The following is an 18918-nucleotide window of genomic DNA, read 5'->3' as shown; positions in this document are numbered from 1 at the left end:
GCTCAGTACTGCTCGGTCTCGACGAAGCCGGCGTCCGCGTCGTCGTCGGCGCCGAAGGCGTCGGCGGCGGCGGTCGGGTCGAATCCGGGCGGGCTGTCCTTGAGGGCCAGGCCCATGCCGGCCAGCTTCGCCTTGACCTCGTCGATCGACTTCGCACCGAAGTTGCGGATGTCGAGCAGGTCGGCCTCGGAACGCGCCACGAGCTCACCCACGGAGTGGATGCCCTCGCGCTTGAGGCAGTTGTACGAGCGGACCGTGAGCTCCAGCTCCTCGATCGGCAGCGCCAGGTCGGCGGCCAGGGCGGCGTCCGTCGGGGACGGGCCCATGTCGATGCCCTCGGCGTCGATGTTGAGCTCGCGCGCCAGACCGAACAGCTCGACCAGGGTCTTGCCGGCGGACGCCATGGCGTCGCGCGGGCGCATGGCCTGCTTGGTCTCGACGTCGACGATCAGCTTGTCGAAGTCGGTGCGCTGCTCGACTCGGGTCGCCTCGACCTTGTAGGTGACCTTGAGGACCGGGCTGTAGATGGAGTCGATCGGGATGCGACCGATCTCCTGGCCCAGCTGCTTGTTCTGCACGGCGGAGACGTAGCCGCGACCGCGCTCGACGGTCAGCTCCATCTCCAGCTTGCCCTTGCCGTTGAGCGTGGCGAGGACCAGGTCCGGGTTGTGCACCTCGACACCGGCCGGGGGCGCGATGTCGGCGGCGGTGACCAGGCCGGGACCCTGCTTGCGCAGGTACATCACGACCGGCTCGTCGTGCTCCGAGGAGACGACCAGCTGCTTGATGTTCAGGATGATGTCGGTGACGTCTTCCTTCACACCCGGCACGGTGGTGAACTCGTGCAGGACGCCGTCCACGCGGATGCTGGTGACAGCGGCACCCGGGATCGAGGACAGGAGCGTGCGGCGCAGGGAGTTGCCGAGGGTGTAGCCGAAGCCCGGCTCCAGCGGCTCGATCACGAACCGCGAGCGGTACTCGTCGACGACCTCTTCGGTCAGCGAAGGACGCTGAGCGATAAGCATGTCTGTGTTCCTTCATTCGTGGACGCCCACTATTTGACGCCCGACGGAGTGCAGCCGGAGCTGCGGACTACAAGGGTACGGGCGGTACGTCCCCCGCGAGGGGTTCGTACCGCCCGGACACTCAAGAACGCACAGGTGCGTCCGCTGCGTCAGACGCGGCGGCGCTTCGGCGGGCGGCAGCCGTTGTGCGGGGTGGGGGTGACGTCCTGGATCGAGCCGACCTCAAGGCCGGTGGCCTGGAGGGAGCGGATCGCGGTCTCGCGGCCGGAGCCCGGACCCTTCACGAAGACGTCGACCTTGCGCATGCCGTGCTCCTGCGCGCGGCGGGCGGCCGACTCAGCGGCCATCTGCGCGGCGAAGGGGGTGGACTTGCGCGAGCCCTTGAAGCCGACGTGGCCGGCGGAGGCCCAGGAGATCACGTTGCCCGAGGGGTCGGTGATCGAAACGATGGTGTTGTTGAACGTGCTCTTGATGTGGGCGTGCCCATGAGCGACGTTCTTCTTTTCCTTGCGGCGCACCTTCTTGGCAGCGCCCTGACGACCCTTGGGGGGCATCTAAATCTCCTACGGGAGGTGGTCGGTCCTACAGCGCAAGACCGCTGAACAGGACTACTTCTTGCCCGGCTTCTTCTTACCGGCGATCGCGCGACGCGGGCCCTTGCGGGTACGCGCGTTCGTGCTGGTCCGCTGACCGTGCACCGGGAGGCCACGACGGTGGCGAATACCCTGGTAGCACTGGATCTCGACCTTGCGGCGGATGTCGGCCTGGATCTCGCGGCGGAGGTCACCCTCGGTGCGGAGGTTGGCGTCCACGTACTCGCGGATCTTGACCAGGTCCTCTTCGGCCAGGTCACGAACGCGGGTGTTCGGGTTCACACCGGTGGCCTCAAGGATTTCCTTGGACCGGGTGCGCCCGACACCGAAGACGTAGGTGAGTGCGATCTCCACGCGCTTTTCGCGCGGGATGTCGACACCGGAAACGCGTGCCATTCAATGGCTCCTGTGTGTTCGGGGGTCTTCCGCAGAACCGACCCCGACCGCCGACCACCCTGACTGGGTGAGTGGTACGTCCGGGTCCCCGGCCCCCGCCGGAGGTGCCGCCGGCCCCTCGCAGGGCTGGGCGGGTTCTGCGTATGTACGTTTACTTACGTCGCGCGAAGAACTGCGAAAGGCAGGTCGGTCGGCGTGCGTCAGCCCTGGCGCTGCTTGTGGCGCAGGTTGTCGCAGATGACCATGACCCGACCGTGACGGCGGATCACCTTGCACTTGTCGCAGATCTTCTTGACGCTCGGCTTGACCTTCATGTTGGTGAGGTTCTCCGGGTCAGTGCCACCACCCGCGCCGGGACAAGACGCCCAGGCGGGAGTGAAGACAAGATCTACTTGTATCGGTAGACGATCCGGCCACGCGTGAGGTCGTACGGAGAGAGCTCCACGACAACCCGGTCATCAGGGAGGATGCGGATGTAGTGCATGCGCATCTTGCCGCTGATGTGCGCGAGGACTTTGTGACCGTTCTGGAGTTCCACCTTGAACATCGCGTTCGGGAGGGACTCGATCACGGTGCCCTCGATTTCGATGGCACCTTGCTTCTTGGCCACGCTTCGCCTTTCGAATCGGCTACCTTGGTCGGCTCCGTGCGCCATGCAGGCATGGGAGTGCACGGGAGTCGACGAGTCAGTCTACGTCAGGGCACCCGGAAAGACGAATCCGGAAAGTTTGTCCCAGAGTCTAGATCACCGGCCCGACGGGGCGGGCGCGCCGCGGCCCGAGCACGGGCCCCGGCGGTCAGCCCAGCGGGTCCGGCGCGGTGGTGACCCCGTACTCCGCCAGCTTCGCCTTGCCGCAGTCGGGGCTGGTCAGGACGATCGGGCCGGCCTCCGTCAGGGCGATGGAGTGCTCCCAGTGCGAGGACCAGGTGCCGTCCGTGGTGATGACGGTCCAGTCGTCCGCGAGCACCTCCGTCTGGGCCGTGCCCAGGGAGACCATGGGCTCGATCGCCAGGCACAGGCCCGGGACCAGCTTGATCCCCTTGCCCCGCTTGCGCGAGACGTAGTTCAGCAGGTGGGGGTCCATGTGCATCTCGGACCCGATGCCGTGGCCGCCGTAGTCCTCGATGATCCCGAACTTCCCCAGGCTGTGCTCGCCCGTGGTCGGCCGCGGCTGGCGCCTGATGTACGTCTCGATCGCCTTCGAGATGTCCACGAGGCGGTTGCCGAGCCTCATCGCGGCGATACCGGCCCACATGGACTCCTCGGTCACCCGGGAGAGCTCCACGAGCTCAGGGGCGTGCCCCGTGCCCACGAAGGCGGTGTAGGCGGCGTCGCCGTGCCAGCCGTCGACGATCGCGCCGGCGTCGATCGAGATGATGTCGCCGTCCTTGAGGACGGTCTTGTCGTCCGGGATGCCGTGGACGACGACCTCGTTCACCGAGGTGCAGATCGTCGCGGGGAAGCCCCCGTACCCGAGGAAGTTCGACTTGGCCCCGGCGTCGGCGATCACCTTGCGGGCCACCATGTCCAGATCGCGCGTCGTGGCGCCCGGTACGGCCGCCTCGCGCGTCGCCGCGTGGATGGCGGCGACGACCAGCCCCGCCTCGCGCATCTTCGCGATCTGCTCGGGGGTCTTGATCTGCACCATGGGGGCGTGCCTTCCTTTTCTCGCGGCTCGACCGCCGCCGCTGTCGCGGACATGATCGATGTCCGCTGTGGTTCCTCAATTATTGGCTGATGTCGCGCCGCGGCGCGTCATGCGGACGGCCGCGGCGCCCCGAGGGACACCGCGGCCGTCTGCATGACCAGGGTCTTGCTACTTCTTGAGGGCTTCCATCGCGCGGCGCGTGATCTCCGCGACCTCGCCGAGAGCCGGGATCGTCGACACGAGGCCCTGGGCCTTGTAGTAGTCGATGATCGGCTCGGTCTCCGCGTGGTAGACCGCGAGCCGGTTGCGCACCGTGGCCTCGGAGTCGTCCCCGCGCTGGTACAGCTCGCCGCCGCAGGTGTCGCAGACACCCTCGGCCTTCGGCGGGGCGTACGTGACGTGGAAGACGTGCGCGGAGTCCTTGCGGCAGGTCCGGCGGCCGGCGATGCGCTTGACGACCTCGTCCTCCTCGACCTCCAGGTCGAGCACGGCGTCCAGGTTCAGGCCGGCCACCTTGAGGATCTCGTCGAGCGCCTCGGCCTGCGAGAGGTTGCGCGGGAAGCCGTCGAGCAGGAAGCCGTTCGCGGCGTCGGGCTGCCCCATCCGGTCCTTGGCCATACCGATGGTGACGGAGTCCGGCACGAGCTCGCCCGCGTCCATGTACGACTTGGCGCTCTTGCCGAGCTCGGTGCCCTGGCTGATGTTGGCCCGGAACAGGTCGCCCGTGGAGATGTGCGGGATCGACAGGTTCTTGGCAAGGAACGCGGCCTGCGTTCCCTTGCCCGCACCGGGCGGTCCGACGAGGACGATTCGCATCAGCGGAGGAACCCTTCGTAATTACGCTGCTGGAGCTGGCTCTCGATCTGCTTCACGGTTTCCAGACCCACACCCACGATGATCAGGATGCTCGTCCCGCCGAACGGGAAGTTCTGGTTCGCTCCGAAGCCCGCCAACGCCATCGTCGGCACAAGAGCGATGAGACCCAGGTACAGCGACCCCGGCCAGGTGATCCGGTTGAGTACGTAGCTCAGGTACTCGGCGGTGGGTCGGCCGGCGCGGATGCCCGGGATGAACCCACCATACTTCTTCATGTTGTCTGCAACTTCCTCGGGGTTGAACGAGATCGCCACGTAGAAGAACGCGAAGAAGACGATCAGGAGGAAGTAGACCGCGATGTAGTACGGGTGGTCGCCCTTGACGAAGTGCTTCTGGATCCAGGTGGCCCAGCCCGCGGTGGAGCCGCTGAACTGTACGACCAGGGCCGGGATGTAGAGCAGCGACGAGGCGAAGATGACGGGGATGATGCCCGCCTGGTTCACCTTGAGCGGGATGTACGTCGAGGTACCGCCGTACGAACGGCGGCCGATCATGCGCTTCGCGTACTGGACCGGGATCCGGCGCTGCGCCTGCTCGACGAAGACCACGAGGCCGACCATCGCGAGGCCGACGAGCATGACCACGCCGAACTCGACCCAGCCGTCCGCGATCTTGCCCTGCTCCTTGATGGCCCACAGGGCACCGATGAAGCCGGCGGCGATCGAGATGAACATGAGGATCGACATGCCGTTGCCGATGCCGCGGTCGGTGATGAGCTCACCGAGCCACATGACGACGCAGGTACCGGCGGTCATGGTGACGACCATGACGACGGTGGTAAAGATCGACCGGTCGGGGACGATCTGGCTGGCGACCTGGCAGCCCTGGAACAGGGCACCAGTGCGGGCAGTGGCGACGAGGCCGGTGCCCTGCAGGATCGCGAGTGCGACCGTCAGATAGCGCGTGTACTGAGTGATCTTCGCCGTGCCGGACTGGCCCTCTTTCTTGAGGGTCTCCAGCTTCGGGATGACCACGGTCAGCAGCTGCAGGATGATGCTCGCCGTGATGTACGGCATGATGCCGAGCGCGAAGATCGTGATCTGCAGCAGCGCACCGCCGCTGAACATGTTGACGAGACCGAAGAGGCTGTTGCTGCTCCCGGCCTGGTCCACACAGATCTGAACGTTCTTGTAGCTCACGCCGGGGACCGGGATGTGGGACCCGAGCCGGAACAGCACGATGATGGCGAGCGTGAAAAGCAGCTTCTTGCGCAGGTCGGGCGTCTTGAACGCCCGGGCGAACGCGGTGAGCACGGTGCCTCCTGCGACCCCCGCGCTACTGCGTCAGAGGTGACGGTCTGAGGGATCGACGAATACGTACAAGCAAAGGTGCTGGCCACCTTACCGGCGACTGTGCCCCCCATGGAACGACCAACCGGGGATGCCCCATATGTGAGGCATCCCCGGTCGGGTTTCTAGCTATTCAGCCACCGGATTCGTCTTAGACGAGCTCGGTGACGGTGCCACCAGCGGCGGCGATCTTCTCCTTGGCGGAGCCGGAGACGGCGTCAACCGAAACCTGCAGCGCCACGGAGATCTCGCCCTGGCCGAGGACCTTGACGAGGCTGTTCTTGCGAACCGCGCCCTTGGCGACCAGGTCGGCCACCGTGACCTCTCCACCCTCGGGGTAGAGAGCGCCGAGCTTGTCCAGGTTCACGACCTGGAACTCGGTGCGGAACGGGTTCTTGAAGCCCTTGAGCTTCGGCAGACGCATGTGGAGGGGCATCTGCCCGCCCTCGAAGCGCTGCGGGATCTGGTAACGGGCCTTCTGGCCCTTCGTACCACGACCGGCCGTCTTACCCTTCGACGCCTCACCACGACCGACACGGGTCTTCGCGGTCTTGGCACCGGGGGCGGGACGGAGGTTGTGGGCCTTCAGCGGGCTGTTCTCAGCCATGTTAGTCAACCTCCTCAACCGTCACGAGGTGGCGGACGGTCTGCACCATTCCGCGGAACTCGGGGCGGTCCTCCTTGACGACCACGTCGTTCAGGCGCTTGAGCCCGAGCGAACGCAGAGTGTCGCGGTGGTTCTGCTTGCTGCCGATGTACGACTTGGTCTGCGTGATCTTGAGGCGAGCCATTACGCAGCCCCCGCCCCGGCACGCGCACGCAGCAGAGCCGCGGGAGCGACGTCCTCAAGGGGCAGACCGCGGCGGGCCGCGATCTCCTCGGGACGCTGCAGGCCCTTGAGCGCAGCAACGGTCGCGTGCACGATGTTGATCGCGTTCGACGAGCCGAGCGACTTCGACAGGATGTCGTGAACGCCGGCGCACTCCAGAACGGCGCGCACCGGGCCACCGGCGATAACACCGGTACCGGGGGAAGCCGGCTTCAGGAGCACGACGCCCGCGGCACGCTCGCCCGTGATCGGGTGAGGGATGGTGCCCTGGATGCGCGGAACCTTGAAGAAGTTCTTCTTGGCTTCCTCGACACCCTTGGCGATGGCCGCGGGAACTTCCTTGGCCTTGCCGTAACCGACACCTACCGTGCCGTCACCGTCGCCCACCACGACCAGCGCGGTGAAGCTGAAGCGGCGACCACCCTTGACAACCTTGGCGACGCGGTTGATCGCGACAACGCGCTCAACGTAAGCGGTCTTCTCGGCGGCAGGGCCACCGTCGCGACCCTTCCGGTCCCGCCGCTCGCCGCCACCGGCACCGCTTCCGCGGCGCTGGGGTCCAGCCATTGGATTACCTCTCTCTGTTACGTCCGTGAGTCCCGGAACCGGGGCTTAGAACTTCAGCCCGGCTTCGCGGGCGGCGTCAGCCAGAGCGGCAATGCGCCCGGCGTATCGGTTGCCACCGCGGTCGAACACGACGGTCTCGACACCCGCGGCCTTGGCACGCTCGGCGACGAGCGCGCCGACAGCCTGGGCCTGCGAGCTCTTGTCGCCTTCGCCACCGCGGATCGAAGCGTCCAGGGTCGACGCCGACGCCAGGGTGTGGCCCTGGAGGTCGTCGATGACCTGAGCAACGATGTTGCGGTTGGAACGCGTCACGACGAGGCGCGGACGCTCCGCCGTACCCGAGACGTTCTTGCGGATGCGGATGTGGCGGCGAGCCTTGGCCGCGCGCTTGTACGCGTCGCCCTTGGCGATCTTCACACCGTATGCCATGGCTACTTACCAGCCTTTCCGACCTTGCGGCGGATGACTTCGCCGGCGTACTTGACACCCTTGGCCTTGTACGGGTCGGGCTTCCGCAGCTTGCGGATGTTGGCGGCGACCTCGCCGACCTTCTGCTTGTCGATGCCCTCGACCGAGAACTTGGTCGGCGACTCGACCTTGAAGGAGATGCCCTCGGGCGCCTCCACCAGGATCGGGTGGCTGTAGCCGAGCTGGAACTCCAGGTTGGAGCCCTTCGCGGCCACGCGGTAACCGACACCGCTGATTTCGAGAGCCTTGACGTACCCCGTGGTCACACCGGTGATCATGTTCGCCACCAGCGTGCGGGACAGGCCGTGCAGGGCCTTGTTCTGACGCTCGTCGTTCGGGCGGGTGACGTTCAGAACGCCGTCCTCGCCCTTGACGACTGCGATGGGCGCCTTAACGGTGTGCGCCAGGGAGCCCTTGGGGCCCTTCACTGCAACCGTGTTGCCATCGATGGTGACGTCCACACCGGCGGGAACCTGGATGGGGAGCTTGCCGATTCGCGACATTGCTTTTCCTCCGTTCCCGACTACCAGACGTAGGCGAGGACTTCCCCACCTACGCCCTTCTTGCCTGCCTGCTGGCCGGTCAGGAGACCGTGGGACGTGGAGATGATCGCCACGCCCAGGCCACCGAGGACCTTCGGCAGGTTGGTGGACTTCGCGTACACACGCAGACCGGGCTTCGAGATCCGCTTGATGCCCGCGATGGAGCGCTCACGGTTCGGCCCGAACTTCAGCTCAAGGACGAGGTTCTTGCCGACCTCGGCGTCCTCGACCTTCCAGCCGGTGATGAAACCCTCCTGCTTGAGGATCTCTGCGATGTGCGACTTGATCTTGCTGTGCGGCATCACGACAGTGTCGTGGTACGCCGAGTTAGCGTTACGCAGACGCGTGAGCATGTCTGCGATCGGGTCAGTCATGGTCATGAAGTGGCCTTCGGCCTCTCTCGCCGGGGTTTCCTGTATGCGCCATCCCTCTCCCCGCTCAGTGGCGGGACGGGTGCGGTGCGGGGACCTACGGCGTAGTAAGTCGTTATGGGCGGCGGACGCCCAACCACACAAGCCTAAGGCATGCGCGGCTGGGCACCCACCGTCCAGATGCTTACCGAGAGTGCCTGGTAGTGCCCAAGTCCTTGCGGACGAGGGTGTTTACCAGGAGCTCTTGGTCACGCCCGGCAGCTCGCCACGGTGAGCCATCTCACGAAGGCAGACGCGGCACAGGCCGAACTTGCGGTACACGGAGTGGGGGCGACCGCAGCGCTGGCAGCGGGTGTACGCACGCACACCGAACTTGGGCTTGCGGGCAGCCTTCGCGATGAGAGCCTTCTTCGCCATCTCGCTTACGCCTCCTTGAAGGGGAAGCCGAGGTGACGAAGGAGGGCGCGGCCCTCGTCGTCGTTGGTCGCCGTGGTGACCACGGTGATGTCCATACCCCGGGTACGGTCGATCTTGTCCTGGTCGATCTCGTGGAACATGACCTGCTCCGTGAGACCGAAGGTGTAGTTGCCACGGCCGTCGAACTGCTTCGGCGACAGACCGCGGAAGTCACGGATACGCGGCAGCGCGAGCGACAGCGTACGGTCCAGGAACTCCCACATGCGGTCACCACGGAGGGTGACGTGGCAGCCGATCGGCTGACCCTCGCGCAGCTTGAACTGCGCGATGGACTTCCGGGCCTTCGTGACGGCCGGCTTCTGACCGGTGATCGTCGTCAGGTCCTTGATGGCGCCGTCGATCAGCTTGGAGTCGCGGGCGGCGTCGCCCACACCCATGTTGACCACGATCTTCACGAGGCCGGGGATCTGCATGACGTTCTCGTAGGAGAACTCCTCACGCAGCTTGCCCGCGATGTCCTCGCGGTACTTCGTCTTGAGACGCGGAGTGGTAGCCATCAGATGTCCTCACCCGTCCGCTTGGCAACGCGGATCTTGTTGCCCTCGTCATCGAAGCGGAAACCGACGCGGGTAACGACCTTCTGGCCGTCCTTCTCCACAACCAGCTGAACGTTGCTGACGTGGATCGGCGCCTCGACGATCACGATGCCGCCGGTCTGCGAACCACCAGCGGTCTGACCGGCCTTGGTGTGCTTCTTGACCCGGTTGACACCCTCGACGAGGACACGGTTCTCAGTAGGGATGGCCATGATGACCTTGCCCTGCTTGCCCTTGTCCTTACCGGTGATGACCTGAACCAGGTCGCCCTTCTTGATCTTCATGCTTACAGCACCTCCGGCGCGAGCGAGATGATCTTCATGAACTTCTTCTCGCGCAGCTCACGGCCCACCGGGCCGAAGATACGGGTGCCGCGAGGGTCGCCGTCGTTCTTGAGAATGACGGCGGCGTTCTCGTCAAAGCGGATGTACGAGCCGTCCTGGCGGCGACGCTCCTTGACGGTGCGAACGATGACAGCCTTGACGACGTCACCCTTCTTCACGTTGCCACCGGGGATCGCGTCCTTGACGGTGGCGACGATGACGTCACCGATGCCCGCGTAGCGGCGACCGGAACCACCGAGAACACGGATGCAAAGGATTTCCTTGGCACCAGTGTTGTCGGCGATACGCAGTCGCGACTCCTGCTGGATCACGTGTATCTCCTGATTGTCTGCCGGTTCCCGGCGGGGGCCTCGCTCCTAAGAGCTACCGCCCCCACCGAGCCTGGCGGAACGAACCTGAGGGAAACCCCTCAGGTGCTTACTTGGCCTTTTCGAGGATCTCGACGATGCGCCACCGCTTGCTCGCCGACAGCGGACGCGTCTCCATGATGAGGACGCGGTCGCCGACGCCGGCAGCGTTCTGCTCGTCGTGAGCCTTGAGCTTGTTCGTACGGCGGATGACCTTGCCGTACAGGGCGTGCTTGACGCGGTCCTCGACGGCGACGACGACAGTCTTGTCCATCTTGTCGCTGACGACGAGACCCTCACGGGTCTTGCGGAAACCGCGCTCGCCCGCGGCGGAGCCGCTGTTCGCTGCGTTGTCAGTCACGTTGTTCTCGCTCATCAGGCGCTCTCCACCGTCTCGATACCGAGCTCACGCTCGTGCATCAGGGTGTAGATGCGAGCGATGTCCTTACGGACGGACTTGAGCCGGCCGTTGTTCTCCAGCTGACCCGTGGCCGCCTGGAAGCGGAGCTTGAACAGCTCCTCCTTGGCCTCGCGCAGCTTGCCAACGAGCTCCTCGTTGCCGAGCTCACGCAGCTCGGACGCCTTGGTTCCCGTCGCCATCACGACTCACCTGCCTCGCGCCGAACAATCCGGCACTTCATCGGAAGCTTGTGAGCAGCGCGGGTGAGCGCCTCACGAGCAATCTTCTCGTTCGGGTAGGACAGCTCGAACATGACCCGACCCGGGTGCACGTTGGCGATCCACCACTCGGGAGAACCCTTACCGGAACCCATGCGGGTCTCGGCAGGCTTCTTCGTCAGCGGGCGGTCCGGGTAGATGTTGATCCAGACCTTGCCGCCACGCTTGATGTGGCGGGTCATCGCAATACGAGCCGCCTCGATCTGGCGGTTCGTCACGTACGCCGGGGTCAGCGCCTGGATGCCGTACTCGCCGAACGTGACCTCAGTACCGCCCTTCGCCATACCACTGCGCTTGGGGTGGTGCTGCTTGCGGTGCTTGACCCTACGAGGGATCAGCATGTCGGTCAGGCCTCCGTTCCGGTGCTCTCGGCCGGAGCGGCGGCGGGAGCGTCGGCCTTGGGGGCCTCGGCACCAGCAGCCTGCTGCGGCTTGCGGCCACCACGGCCGCCGCGCTCGCCACCACGGCCACCACGGCCGGCGGGACGGTCGCCAGCGCCCTGCGCGCCACGGGCCGGGCGGTTACCCGCACGGGCCGCAGCGTTCTCGGCGCGAACCTCGGCGATGTTCTTGACGTCGCCCTTGTAGATCCAGACCTTCACACCGATACGGCCGAAGGTGGTCTTGGCCTCGAAGAAGCCGTAGTCCACGTTCGCGCGCAGCGTGTGCAGCGGCACACGGCCCTCGCGGTAGAACTCGGAGCGGGACATCTCGGCGCCGCCGAGACGGCCACCACACTGGATCTTGATGCCCTTGGCGCCGGCCTTCATCGTGCCCTGCATGCTCTTACGCATGGCGCGACGGAAGGAGACGCGGGAGGAGAGCTGCTCGGCAACGGCCTGGGCAACCAGCTGAGCGTCGAGCTCGGGGTTCTTGACCTCAAGAATGTTCAGCTGGACCTGCTTGCCCGTGAGCTTTTCGAGGTCGCCGCGAATGCGGTCGGCCTCGGCGCCACGGCGGCCGATGACGATGCCCGGACGAGCGGTGTGGATGTCCACACGCACGCGGTCACGGGTGCGCTCGATCTCAACCTTCGAGATGCCGGCGCGCTCCATGCCGGACGTCATCATCCGACGGATGGCCACGTCTTCCTTGACGTAGTCCTTGTACAGCTTGTCGGCGTACCAACGCGACTTGAAGTCGGTGGTGATGCCGAGCCGGAACCCGTGCGGGTTTACCTTCTGGCCCATTACCGGGAACCTTCCTTGCTGCTGACGACCACGGTGATGTGGCTGGTCCGCTTGCGGATCCGGTAGGCACGGCCCTGGGCACGCGGACGGAACCGCTTCAGGGTCGGACCCTCGTCCACGAACGCCTCGCTGATGAACAGCGAAGAGGCGTCCGGGTGGTTGTAGTTGTGTGCGGCGTTGGCAATGGCGCTGTCCAGCACCTTGCCGACCGGCACGCTCGCGGCCTGCGGGGCGAAACGCAGGACCGCCTGAGCCTCCGTGGCATCCATGCCACGGATAAGGTCCACCACTCGGCGGGCCTTCATGGGCGTGACGCGGATGTACCGCGCCTGGGCCCTGGCTTCCATGGTTGTCCCTTCGGTGTAAGTCATAGTCGTAACCACCCCGCCTTTAGCGGCGCTTCGACTTCCGGTCGTCCTTGACGTGGCCGCGGAAGGTGCGAGTCGGCGAGAACTCGCCGAGCTTGTGGCCGACCATCGACTCGGTGACGAACACCGGGACGTGGGTCTTGCCGTTGTGCACCGCGATGGTGTGACCCAGCATGCTGGGGATGATCATCGAGCGACGGGACCAGGTCTTGATGACGTTCTTGGTGCCGGCTTCGTTCTGGACGTCCACCTTCTTTACGAGGTGGTCGTCGACGAAGGGCCCCTTCTTGAGACTGCGCGGCATCTAAACCCGCTCCTAGCGCTTCTTGTTCGTCTTGCGGCGGCGGACGATGTACTTGCTCGAAGCCTTCTTCGGCGAGCGAGTACGACCCTCCTTCTGACCCCACGGGGAGACCGGGTGGCGACCACCACTGGTCTTGCCCTCACCACCACCGTGCGGGTGGTCAACCGGGTTCATCGCGACACCGCGGACGGACGGGCGAACGCCCTTCCAGCGCATGCGGCCGGCCTTGCCCCAGTTGATGTTCGACTGCTCGGCGTTGCCGACCTCGCCGACCGTGGCGCGGCAGCGCGCGTCGACGAGACGGATCTCACCGGACGGCATACGAAGGTGGGCCATGGTGCCCTCCTTCGCCAGCAGCTGCACGGAGGCACCAGCGGAGCGGGCGAACTTGGCGCCACCACCGGGACGGAGCTCGATCGCGTGGATCGTGGTACCGACCGGGATGTTGCGGAGCGCCAGGTTGTTACCGGGCTTGATGTCGGCCGTGGGGCCGTTCTCAATCCGGTCGCCCTGCTTCAGAGCCTTCGGCGCGATGATGTAGCGCTTCTCGCCGTCCGCGTAGTGCAGGAGCGCGATGCGCGCGGTGCGGTTGGGGTCGTACTCGATGTGCGCGACCTTGGCCGGCACGCCGTCCTTGTCGTGACGACGGAAGTCGATCACGCGGTAGGCGCGCTTGTGTCCACCACCCTGGTGGCGAACGGTGATCCGACCGGTGTTGTTACGGCCGCCCTTGCTGTGCAGGGGGCGAACCAGCGACTTCTCCGGCGTGGACCGCGTGATCTCGACAAAGTCGGCGACGCTGGAGCCACGACGGCCCGGGGTCGTCGGCTTGTACTTGCGGATACCCATTTCTCAGTCCTCGTCCGATTCCGGACGACTCAGGACTCCGTTAGGAGCCCTGGCCGCCGAAGATGTCGATTCGGTCGCCCTCAGCGAGGGTCACGATGGCGCGCTTGGTGTCAGCGCGCTTGCCGAAACCGGTCTTGGTGCGCTTGCGCTTACCCTGACGGTTGATCGTGTTGACCCCGGTGACCTTGACCCCGAAGACCGCCTCGACGGCCTGCTTGATCTGGGTCTTGTTGGAGCCGGGCGCGACGATGAACGTGTACTTGTTCTCGTCCAGCAGCGCGTAGCTCTTCTCCGAGACAACCGGCTTGATCAGCAGGTCGCGCGGGTCAGTGAAGGTCTTGCTGGTAACGGTCGCCTCAGACATCAGGCGTCGCTCCCTTCGGTCTCATCGGCCTTGGGGCCAGACACGAAGGACTCGAAAGCGGCCTGAGTGAAGACCACGTCGTCAGAGACGATCACGTCGTACGTGTTCAGCTGGCCCGGCTCCAGGATGTGGACCTGGGGCAGGTTGCGGGCGGACAGCCACGCGGCCTCGTCGGCGCGCTCGACGACCAGGAGCAGGTTCTTGCGCTCCGAGATCTTGCCGAACAGCGTCTTGGCGGCCTTCGTGGAGGCGGAACCCTCGACCACGCCGGTGACGACGTGGATGCGGGAGTGACGCGCACGGTCCGAGAGGGCACCGCGGAGGGCGGCGGCCTTCATCTTCTTCGGGGTCCGCTGGGAGTAGTCACGCGGCTGCGGGCCGTGGACGACGCCACCGCCGACGAACTGCGGCGCACGGGTCGAACCCTGGCGCGCGCGGCCGGTGCCCTTCTGGCGGTACGGCTTGCGGCCACCACCACGGACTTCGCCGCGACGCTTGGTCTTGTGCGTGCCCTGACGGGCAGCAGCCAGCTGGGCGACAACGACCTGGTGGATCAGCGGAACGCTGGTCTTCGCGTCGAAGATCTCCGCGGGGAGATCGACGGTACCGGCCTTGTCGCCTGCCGGCGAAAGGATGTCAATGGTGCTCATTACCTCAAGCCCCCTTGGCCGCGGTACGGACCAGGACGAGGCCGCCGTTCGGACCGGGGACCGCACCCTTGATGAGGAGCAGACCCTTCTCCGCGTCAACCGCGTGGATGGTCAGGTTCTGGGTGGTGACACGCTCGTTACCCATGCGACCGGCCATGCGCATGCCCTTGAAGACACGCCCAGGGGTGGCGCAGCCACCGATCGAACCGGGGGAGCGGTGCTTGCGCTGCACACCGTGACCGGCGCCGAGGCCCCGGAAGTTGTGCCGCTTCATGACACCGGCGAAGCCCTTGCCCTTGCTGTTGCCCGTGACGTCGACCTTGACGCCGGACTCGAACACCTCAGCAGTGATCTCCTGGCCGAGCGTGTACTCGCTGGCGTCGGAGGTGCGGAGCTCCACCAGGTGGCGGCGGGGGGTCACGTCGGCCTTGGCGAAGTGGCCCTTGAGGGGCTTGTTCACCTTGCGCGGGTCGATCTCGCCGAAGGCGATCTGGACCGACTCGTAGCCGTCGATGTCGTTCGTACGGACCTGGGTAACGACGCAGGGTCCGGCCTTGACCACGGTTACCGGGACGACACGGTTGTTCTCGTCCCAGACCTGGGTCATGCCGAGCTTCTCGCCCAGGACGCCCTTGATCTGCTTTGCCATCTTCTCGACGCCTCTCAGAGCTTGATCTCGATGTCAACGCCGGCCGGAAGGTCCAGGCGCATCAGCGAGTCAACGGTCTTGGGGGTCGGGTCGAGGATGTCGATCAGGCGCTTGTGCGTGCGCATCTCGAAGTGCTCGCGCGAGTCCTTGTACTTGTGCGGCGACTTGATGACGCAGTACACGTTCTTCTCAGTGGGCAGCGGCACCGGGCCCGCGACCGACGCACCAGTGCGCGTCACCGTCTCGACGATCTTCTTCGCCGAGGAATCGATGACCTCGTGGTCGTAGGCCTTGAGCCGGATGCGGATCTTCTGTCCCGCCATGGCTACTCCGTAGTCCTGTCTGTATGTGAAAACGCTCTGGCCCCCGGCCGGCTGCGGGACGGATGTCCCGCGGCCCCTCCTCCGACCCACGCGGTCGGGCGTGTCGCACTCCCTCTACAGAAAATTCCCATACGGAAATTCCCTCTCCAAGGGGGTGCGGTCCCTGGACCGCGGTTCGGGGGAGAAACACCCACCGAGTGCCTGGTGTGCACCGTGCTGACACTTCCCAGAAGATTCCCGTACGTCCGTCCCCATTGCTGCCCCGAAAGGCAGATTAAGGACGACGAGTACTGTGGGACTCGCTTCCGGTCCTCCCGGCGGGAGGCGCGCAGCATCGGCACTCAACCGAGCAACTTGAGTAGTCTGCCATACGAGGCACGTATGGCGCCAATCGGGCCGAAGAGAATACCCCGCCACGCTGCGTGGTCAAGCCGGACGCCGCGTGTCCCTCCCGCGGCCCGGCGGCGGCCCGTCCGGGGCCGGGCGCCCCGCCCGGTCCCGCGGGCCCGCGCCGGTCCGCGCCCGCCGCCGCGATACGCGCGAGAGGCCCCGCACCCTGGGGTGCGAGGCCTCTCACCTGCGTAAGGGCGTGCTCAGGCGGCTAGCTGAAATAGCCGGTGATGTCCGCGATGAGATCCACGTCGCCCGAGTTGTTGTAGAAGCTGACCTTCCCGTCCACGACCGGGACCACCACCAGGTTCGGGATCGTCAGACCCCGGGTGAAGTTCAGGTTCGAGGCGCTGGAGCGGGTCGTGCCGCTCGGGAAGACCGAGACGTGGCTCGACTCGGTCGGGTTGGTCGCCGTCACGTTCAGGATCACGGCCTTCACGCCGGTCGCGGGGACGCCCTGGACGCCGGCGACCGGCAGGGTCACCACGCCCTGGCCGCCGACCGGGCCCTTGCGGACGCCGAGGCCCGAGCGGGTGTCCATCAGACGGGTCGGCGCCAGGTTCGCGTGCTCGGCGCCGCCGGCGTCGTCCGAGAAGTAGCCGGTGATGTCCGCGATCAGGTCCACGTTGCCCGAGTTGTTGAAGAAGCTGACCTTCCCGTCCACCACGGGCACGATCACCAGGTTCGGGATCGTCAGACCGGGGGTGAAGTTCAGGTTCGAGGCGCTGGAGCGGGTCGTGCCGCTCGGGAAGACCGAGACGTGGCTCGACTCGGTGGGGTTGGTCGCCGTCACGTTCAGGACGACGGCCTTCACACCGGTCGCGGGAACGCCGTCGACGCCCGCCACCGGCAGGGTCACCACGCCCTGGCCGCCGACCGGGCCCTGGCGGACGCCCAGACCCGAGCGGGTGTCCATCAGGCGCTTGGGGCCGAAGTTGACCTGCTTCGCGCCGCCGCTGCCGGCGGTGAAGTAGCCGGTGATGTCGGCGATCAGGTCGACGCTGCCCGAGTTGTTGAAGAAGCTGACGCTTCCGTCCACGACGGGCACGACCACCAGGTTCGGGATCGTCCGGCCGGGAGTGACGTTCAGGTTCGAGGCGCTGGAGCGGGTCGTACCGCTCGGGTAGGCGGCCACGAAGCTCGACTCGGTCGGGTTCGTCGCGGTGACGTTGAGGACGACGGCGGTGACGGTCCCCGGCGCCGCTCCGGTGGCGGCGGACACCGGCAGGGTGACGACGCCCTGGCCGCCGACCGGGCCCTGGCGGACGCCCAGACCCGAGCGGGTGTCCATCAGGCGCTTCGGGGCGAGGGGCACGAAGGTGGCGCCGTCGACGTCCGCGTCGACGGTGACAGCGAGGCTCGTGGAGACCTTGCCGTTGGCGGCGGTGGCCCGGACCTGGACCTGGTGGCTGCCCTCGGACACGATGGCGCTCGCCCTGCGGTCCCCCGCGCCGGTGACCGCGGCCGGCCGGCCGTCCACCAGCAGCTCGAACCTGGTGAGCCGGCCGCTGATCGTGCTGGTGGTCCAGTCGACCGTCAGGGCCGCGCCGGACGGGAGCACGGCGCCCGGCTGGGCCGCCTTGCCGTTCACCGAAGCGATCTTCAGCTGGGCCGCGGGGCCGGACGTGCGGATCGTGTCCAGCTGCGGGTACAGCGCGGTGCCGGGGCACTCGGTGTTGAAGCCGTCCCGGTGGCCCGAGACCGTCTTGAACGTGTACGTCTGCCCGGCGGTGAAGTTCTCGCGGTGGTGGTTGGACTGGGTGGCGCCGGCGGTGAGCGTCGTGGTGCCGTTCATGTCGCCGTCGTACTGGCCGAGCTTGTAGGCCGCGACCTTGGATATGGACTCCAGGGCGGCGGCGGAGGCCCCCGCGTTGGTGTAGTCGCCGAGTACGGAGACGCTCGTCGACTCGGAGTTCCAGCCGTAGGTGTGGGCGCCCAGCACGGGCTGGTCCACACCGCCCTGGCGGCCCTCGAAGATCGTCCCGCACTTGTCGACGAGGAAGTTGTAGCCGACGTCGCGCCACTTGTTGGTGTTCACGTGGTAGACGTGGATGCTCCGCACGATCGCGGCGGACTCGGAGCACTCGTACGGCGCGGTGGCCGCGGTGTGGTGGACGAAGACGGCCTTGACCTTGGCCCCGGGCAGGTAGATCGGGCCCTCGTTGTTCAGGGACTCGTCGGCGCCCCACTGCACGCGCGAGACGACGTCCGGCCGCGGCGCCGTCGACTCCGGTCCCGGAGTCGTGGGCGGTGCGGCGGGGGTCGGCGGGACCGGGTCGGCGGCGAAGGCGGCGGGCCCCAGGCTCAGGCCGCCCTTCTTCTTGGCGGACGCCCCGGCGCCCGGGTCCACCAGGGTGAGCTCCATGCCCGCGGGCAGAGCGGCGCCCTCACCGGTCACCCGTACCTCGGCGCCGTCCGACGGGCCGACCCAGACGGGCTCGGTGGCGCCGCGCAGGCCCGGCCGCTTGCCGTCGAGACCCGACTCGGCCTGCTCCAGGGTGACCCACTTCGACCACGTGCCGGAGTCGGCGTCCCGGGTCCGGGCCTCGATGGCGCCCTTGACCTCGGCCTCGGGGTCCTTCCAGGACACTCCGAGGAGCCCGAAGGGCTCGGTGTCCCGCTTGGAGAGGACGGCCTCGTCGCTCGCCTTCACCTCCAGGGCGAGCTTGTGCACCTCCCCCTCGACGGGGCCCCTCTCACGGGCGGACGCGCTGTACGGCGACACCTCGTCCTCACCGCCGAACACCCCGGTGCCGTTGGCGACGCCCTGTATGCCCAGGACCGCCACGGCGGCGAGCGCGGCGGCCATCGCCGTGCCGCGCACACGACCTATTCTCAAGTTGTC

Annotated in this window: 30 protein-coding genes; all 30 read right to left on the bottom strand. The window is 66.6% G+C overall.

Annotation, left to right across the window (positions count from 1 at the left end):
* Positions 1–2: 2 nt before the first annotated feature.
* Positions 3–1025, bottom strand: coding sequence for a DNA-directed RNA polymerase subunit alpha (locus tag ACFWUQ_RS13520; protein ID WP_008739666.1), 1023 nt, complete (start codon positions 1023–1025; stop codon positions 3–5).
* A 149-nt stretch (positions 1026–1174) separates the two neighbouring features.
* Positions 1175–1579, bottom strand: a complete 405-nt coding sequence (gene rpsK, locus ACFWUQ_RS13515) for a 30S ribosomal protein S11 (RefSeq protein WP_003956432.1) — start codon at positions 1577–1579, stop codon at positions 1175–1177.
* Positions 1580–1633: 54 nt separating this feature from the next.
* Entirely contained in the window at positions 1634–2014 is a 381-nt protein-coding gene (rpsM, locus tag ACFWUQ_RS13510) for a 30S ribosomal protein S13 (protein ID WP_214936437.1), read from the bottom strand.
* Positions 2015–2214: 200 nt separating this feature from the next.
* Positions 2215–2328 carry a 50S ribosomal protein L36 gene (rpmJ, locus tag ACFWUQ_RS13505; protein WP_003956441.1) on the bottom strand — a complete coding sequence of 38 codons (114 nt, stop codon included), beginning with the start codon at positions 2326–2328 and terminating at the stop codon, positions 2215–2217.
* Between the two features lie 74 nt (positions 2329–2402).
* Positions 2403–2624 carry a translation initiation factor IF-1 gene (infA, locus tag ACFWUQ_RS13500; RefSeq protein ID WP_003956442.1) on the bottom strand — a complete coding sequence of 74 codons (222 nt, stop codon included), beginning with the start codon at positions 2622–2624 and terminating at the stop codon, positions 2403–2405.
* 187 nt (positions 2625–2811) lie between these two features.
* The gene (map, locus tag ACFWUQ_RS13495; protein ID WP_384537097.1) at positions 2812–3663 is read right to left on the bottom strand and encodes a type I methionyl aminopeptidase; all 852 of its coding nucleotides are present in this window, start codon (positions 3661–3663) and stop codon (positions 2812–2814) included.
* 168 nt (positions 3664–3831) lie between these two features.
* Positions 3832–4479 carry an adenylate kinase gene (locus ACFWUQ_RS13490; protein ID WP_384537095.1) on the bottom strand — a complete coding sequence of 216 codons (648 nt, stop codon included), beginning with the start codon at positions 4477–4479 and terminating at the stop codon, positions 3832–3834.
* The gene (secY, locus tag ACFWUQ_RS13485) at positions 4479–5792 is read right to left on the bottom strand and encodes a preprotein translocase subunit SecY (protein ID WP_384537093.1); all 1314 of its coding nucleotides are present in this window, start codon (positions 5790–5792) and stop codon (positions 4479–4481) included. Before secY ends, ACFWUQ_RS13490 begins: the two co-directional genes overlap by 1 nt.
* A 187-nt stretch (positions 5793–5979) precedes the next feature.
* Complete coding sequence (gene rplO / locus ACFWUQ_RS13480) at positions 5980–6435, bottom strand: 50S ribosomal protein L15 (RefSeq protein WP_053682613.1); 456 nt, start codon at positions 6433–6435, stop codon at positions 5980–5982.
* Between the two features lies 1 nt (position 6436).
* On the bottom strand, positions 6437–6619 hold the full coding sequence (rpmD, locus tag ACFWUQ_RS13475) for a 50S ribosomal protein L30 (RefSeq protein ID WP_053682614.1): 183 nt from the start codon (positions 6617–6619) through the stop codon (positions 6437–6439).
* Complete coding sequence (gene rpsE / locus ACFWUQ_RS13470; protein WP_030298218.1) at positions 6619–7224, bottom strand: 30S ribosomal protein S5; 606 nt, start codon at positions 7222–7224, stop codon at positions 6619–6621. Before rpsE ends, rpmD begins: the two co-directional genes overlap by 1 nt.
* Positions 7225–7269: 45 nt before the next feature.
* The gene (gene rplR / locus ACFWUQ_RS13465; protein WP_030008471.1) at positions 7270–7653 is read right to left on the bottom strand and encodes a 50S ribosomal protein L18; all 384 of its coding nucleotides are present in this window, start codon (positions 7651–7653) and stop codon (positions 7270–7272) included.
* Positions 7654–7655: 2 nt separating this feature from the next.
* Positions 7656–8195 carry a 50S ribosomal protein L6 gene (gene rplF, locus ACFWUQ_RS13460; RefSeq protein WP_384537090.1) on the bottom strand — a complete coding sequence of 180 codons (540 nt, stop codon included), beginning with the start codon at positions 8193–8195 and terminating at the stop codon, positions 7656–7658.
* A 20-nt stretch (positions 8196–8215) separates the two neighbouring features.
* Positions 8216–8614 carry a 30S ribosomal protein S8 gene (rpsH, locus tag ACFWUQ_RS13455; protein WP_007265911.1) on the bottom strand — a complete coding sequence of 133 codons (399 nt, stop codon included), beginning with the start codon at positions 8612–8614 and terminating at the stop codon, positions 8216–8218.
* 222 nt (positions 8615–8836) lie between these two features.
* Positions 8837–9022, bottom strand: a complete 186-nt coding sequence (locus ACFWUQ_RS13450; RefSeq protein ID WP_003956452.1) for a type Z 30S ribosomal protein S14 — start codon at positions 9020–9022, stop codon at positions 8837–8839.
* A 5-nt stretch (positions 9023–9027) separates the two neighbouring features.
* Complete coding sequence (rplE, locus tag ACFWUQ_RS13445) at positions 9028–9579, bottom strand: 50S ribosomal protein L5 (RefSeq protein WP_030388859.1); 552 nt, start codon at positions 9577–9579, stop codon at positions 9028–9030.
* Positions 9579–9902, bottom strand: a complete 324-nt coding sequence (gene rplX, locus ACFWUQ_RS13440) for a 50S ribosomal protein L24 (protein ID WP_214946845.1) — start codon at positions 9900–9902, stop codon at positions 9579–9581. Before rplX ends, rplE begins: the two co-directional genes overlap by 1 nt.
* 2 nt (positions 9903–9904) lie before the next feature.
* Positions 9905–10273: a 50S ribosomal protein L14 gene (gene rplN / locus ACFWUQ_RS13435; RefSeq protein ID WP_008739701.1), complete on the bottom strand. Its 369-nt coding sequence runs from the start codon at positions 10271–10273 to the stop codon at positions 9905–9907.
* A gap of 106 nt (positions 10274–10379) precedes the next feature.
* On the bottom strand, positions 10380–10685 hold the full coding sequence (rpsQ, locus tag ACFWUQ_RS13430) for a 30S ribosomal protein S17 (RefSeq protein WP_384537088.1): 306 nt from the start codon (positions 10683–10685) through the stop codon (positions 10380–10382).
* Positions 10685–10909: a 50S ribosomal protein L29 gene (gene rpmC / locus ACFWUQ_RS13425; RefSeq protein WP_008739703.1), complete on the bottom strand. Its 225-nt coding sequence runs from the start codon at positions 10907–10909 to the stop codon at positions 10685–10687. The genes rpsQ and rpmC overlap by 1 nt, the downstream gene beginning before the upstream one ends.
* Complete coding sequence (rplP, locus tag ACFWUQ_RS13420; protein WP_008739704.1) at positions 10909–11328, bottom strand: 50S ribosomal protein L16; 420 nt, start codon at positions 11326–11328, stop codon at positions 10909–10911. Before rplP ends, rpmC begins: the two co-directional genes overlap by 1 nt.
* 5 nt (positions 11329–11333) lie before the next feature.
* Complete coding sequence (gene rpsC / locus ACFWUQ_RS13415) at positions 11334–12176, bottom strand: 30S ribosomal protein S3 (protein ID WP_008739710.1); 843 nt, start codon at positions 12174–12176, stop codon at positions 11334–11336.
* Complete coding sequence (gene rplV / locus ACFWUQ_RS13410; RefSeq protein ID WP_136213228.1) at positions 12176–12523, bottom strand: 50S ribosomal protein L22; 348 nt, start codon at positions 12521–12523, stop codon at positions 12176–12178. Before rplV ends, rpsC begins: the two co-directional genes overlap by 1 nt.
* Positions 12524–12566: 43 nt before the next feature.
* Entirely contained in the window at positions 12567–12848 is a 282-nt protein-coding gene (gene rpsS / locus ACFWUQ_RS13405; protein WP_008739713.1) for a 30S ribosomal protein S19, read from the bottom strand.
* A gap of 12 nt (positions 12849–12860) precedes the next feature.
* Positions 12861–13697, bottom strand: coding sequence for a 50S ribosomal protein L2 (gene rplB, locus ACFWUQ_RS13400; RefSeq protein ID WP_008739715.1), 837 nt, complete (start codon positions 13695–13697; stop codon positions 12861–12863).
* A gap of 40 nt (positions 13698–13737) precedes the next feature.
* Positions 13738–14061: a 50S ribosomal protein L23 gene (gene rplW, locus ACFWUQ_RS13395; protein ID WP_383917702.1), complete on the bottom strand. Its 324-nt coding sequence runs from the start codon at positions 14059–14061 to the stop codon at positions 13738–13740.
* A complete protein-coding gene (rplD, locus tag ACFWUQ_RS13390) occupies positions 14061–14711 on the bottom strand; it encodes a 50S ribosomal protein L4 (protein ID WP_384537085.1) in 651 nt (216 codons plus the stop codon). Before rplD ends, rplW begins: the two co-directional genes overlap by 1 nt.
* Before the next feature lie 4 nt (positions 14712–14715).
* Positions 14716–15360 (bottom strand): 50S ribosomal protein L3, encoded by a 645-nt coding sequence (gene rplC, locus ACFWUQ_RS13385; RefSeq protein ID WP_007265899.1) that lies wholly within the window; start codon positions 15358–15360, stop codon positions 14716–14718.
* A 14-nt stretch (positions 15361–15374) separates the two neighbouring features.
* Complete coding sequence (gene rpsJ, locus ACFWUQ_RS13380) at positions 15375–15683, bottom strand: 30S ribosomal protein S10 (RefSeq protein WP_003948644.1); 309 nt, start codon at positions 15681–15683, stop codon at positions 15375–15377.
* A 601-nt stretch (positions 15684–16284) separates the two neighbouring features.
* Complete coding sequence (locus tag ACFWUQ_RS13375; protein ID WP_384537082.1) at positions 16285–18897, bottom strand: peptidoglycan recognition protein; 2613 nt, start codon at positions 18895–18897, stop codon at positions 16285–16287.
* Positions 18898–18918: the final 21 nt, after the last annotated feature.

Source organism: Streptomyces sp. NPDC058662, assembly GCF_042716255.1.
In the GTDB taxonomy this organism is placed as follows: domain Bacteria; phylum Actinomycetota; class Actinomycetes; order Streptomycetales; family Streptomycetaceae; genus Streptomyces.
Note: the sequence above shows the minus strand (reverse complement) of the source record. Positions and strands in the feature narration are given on the sequence as shown.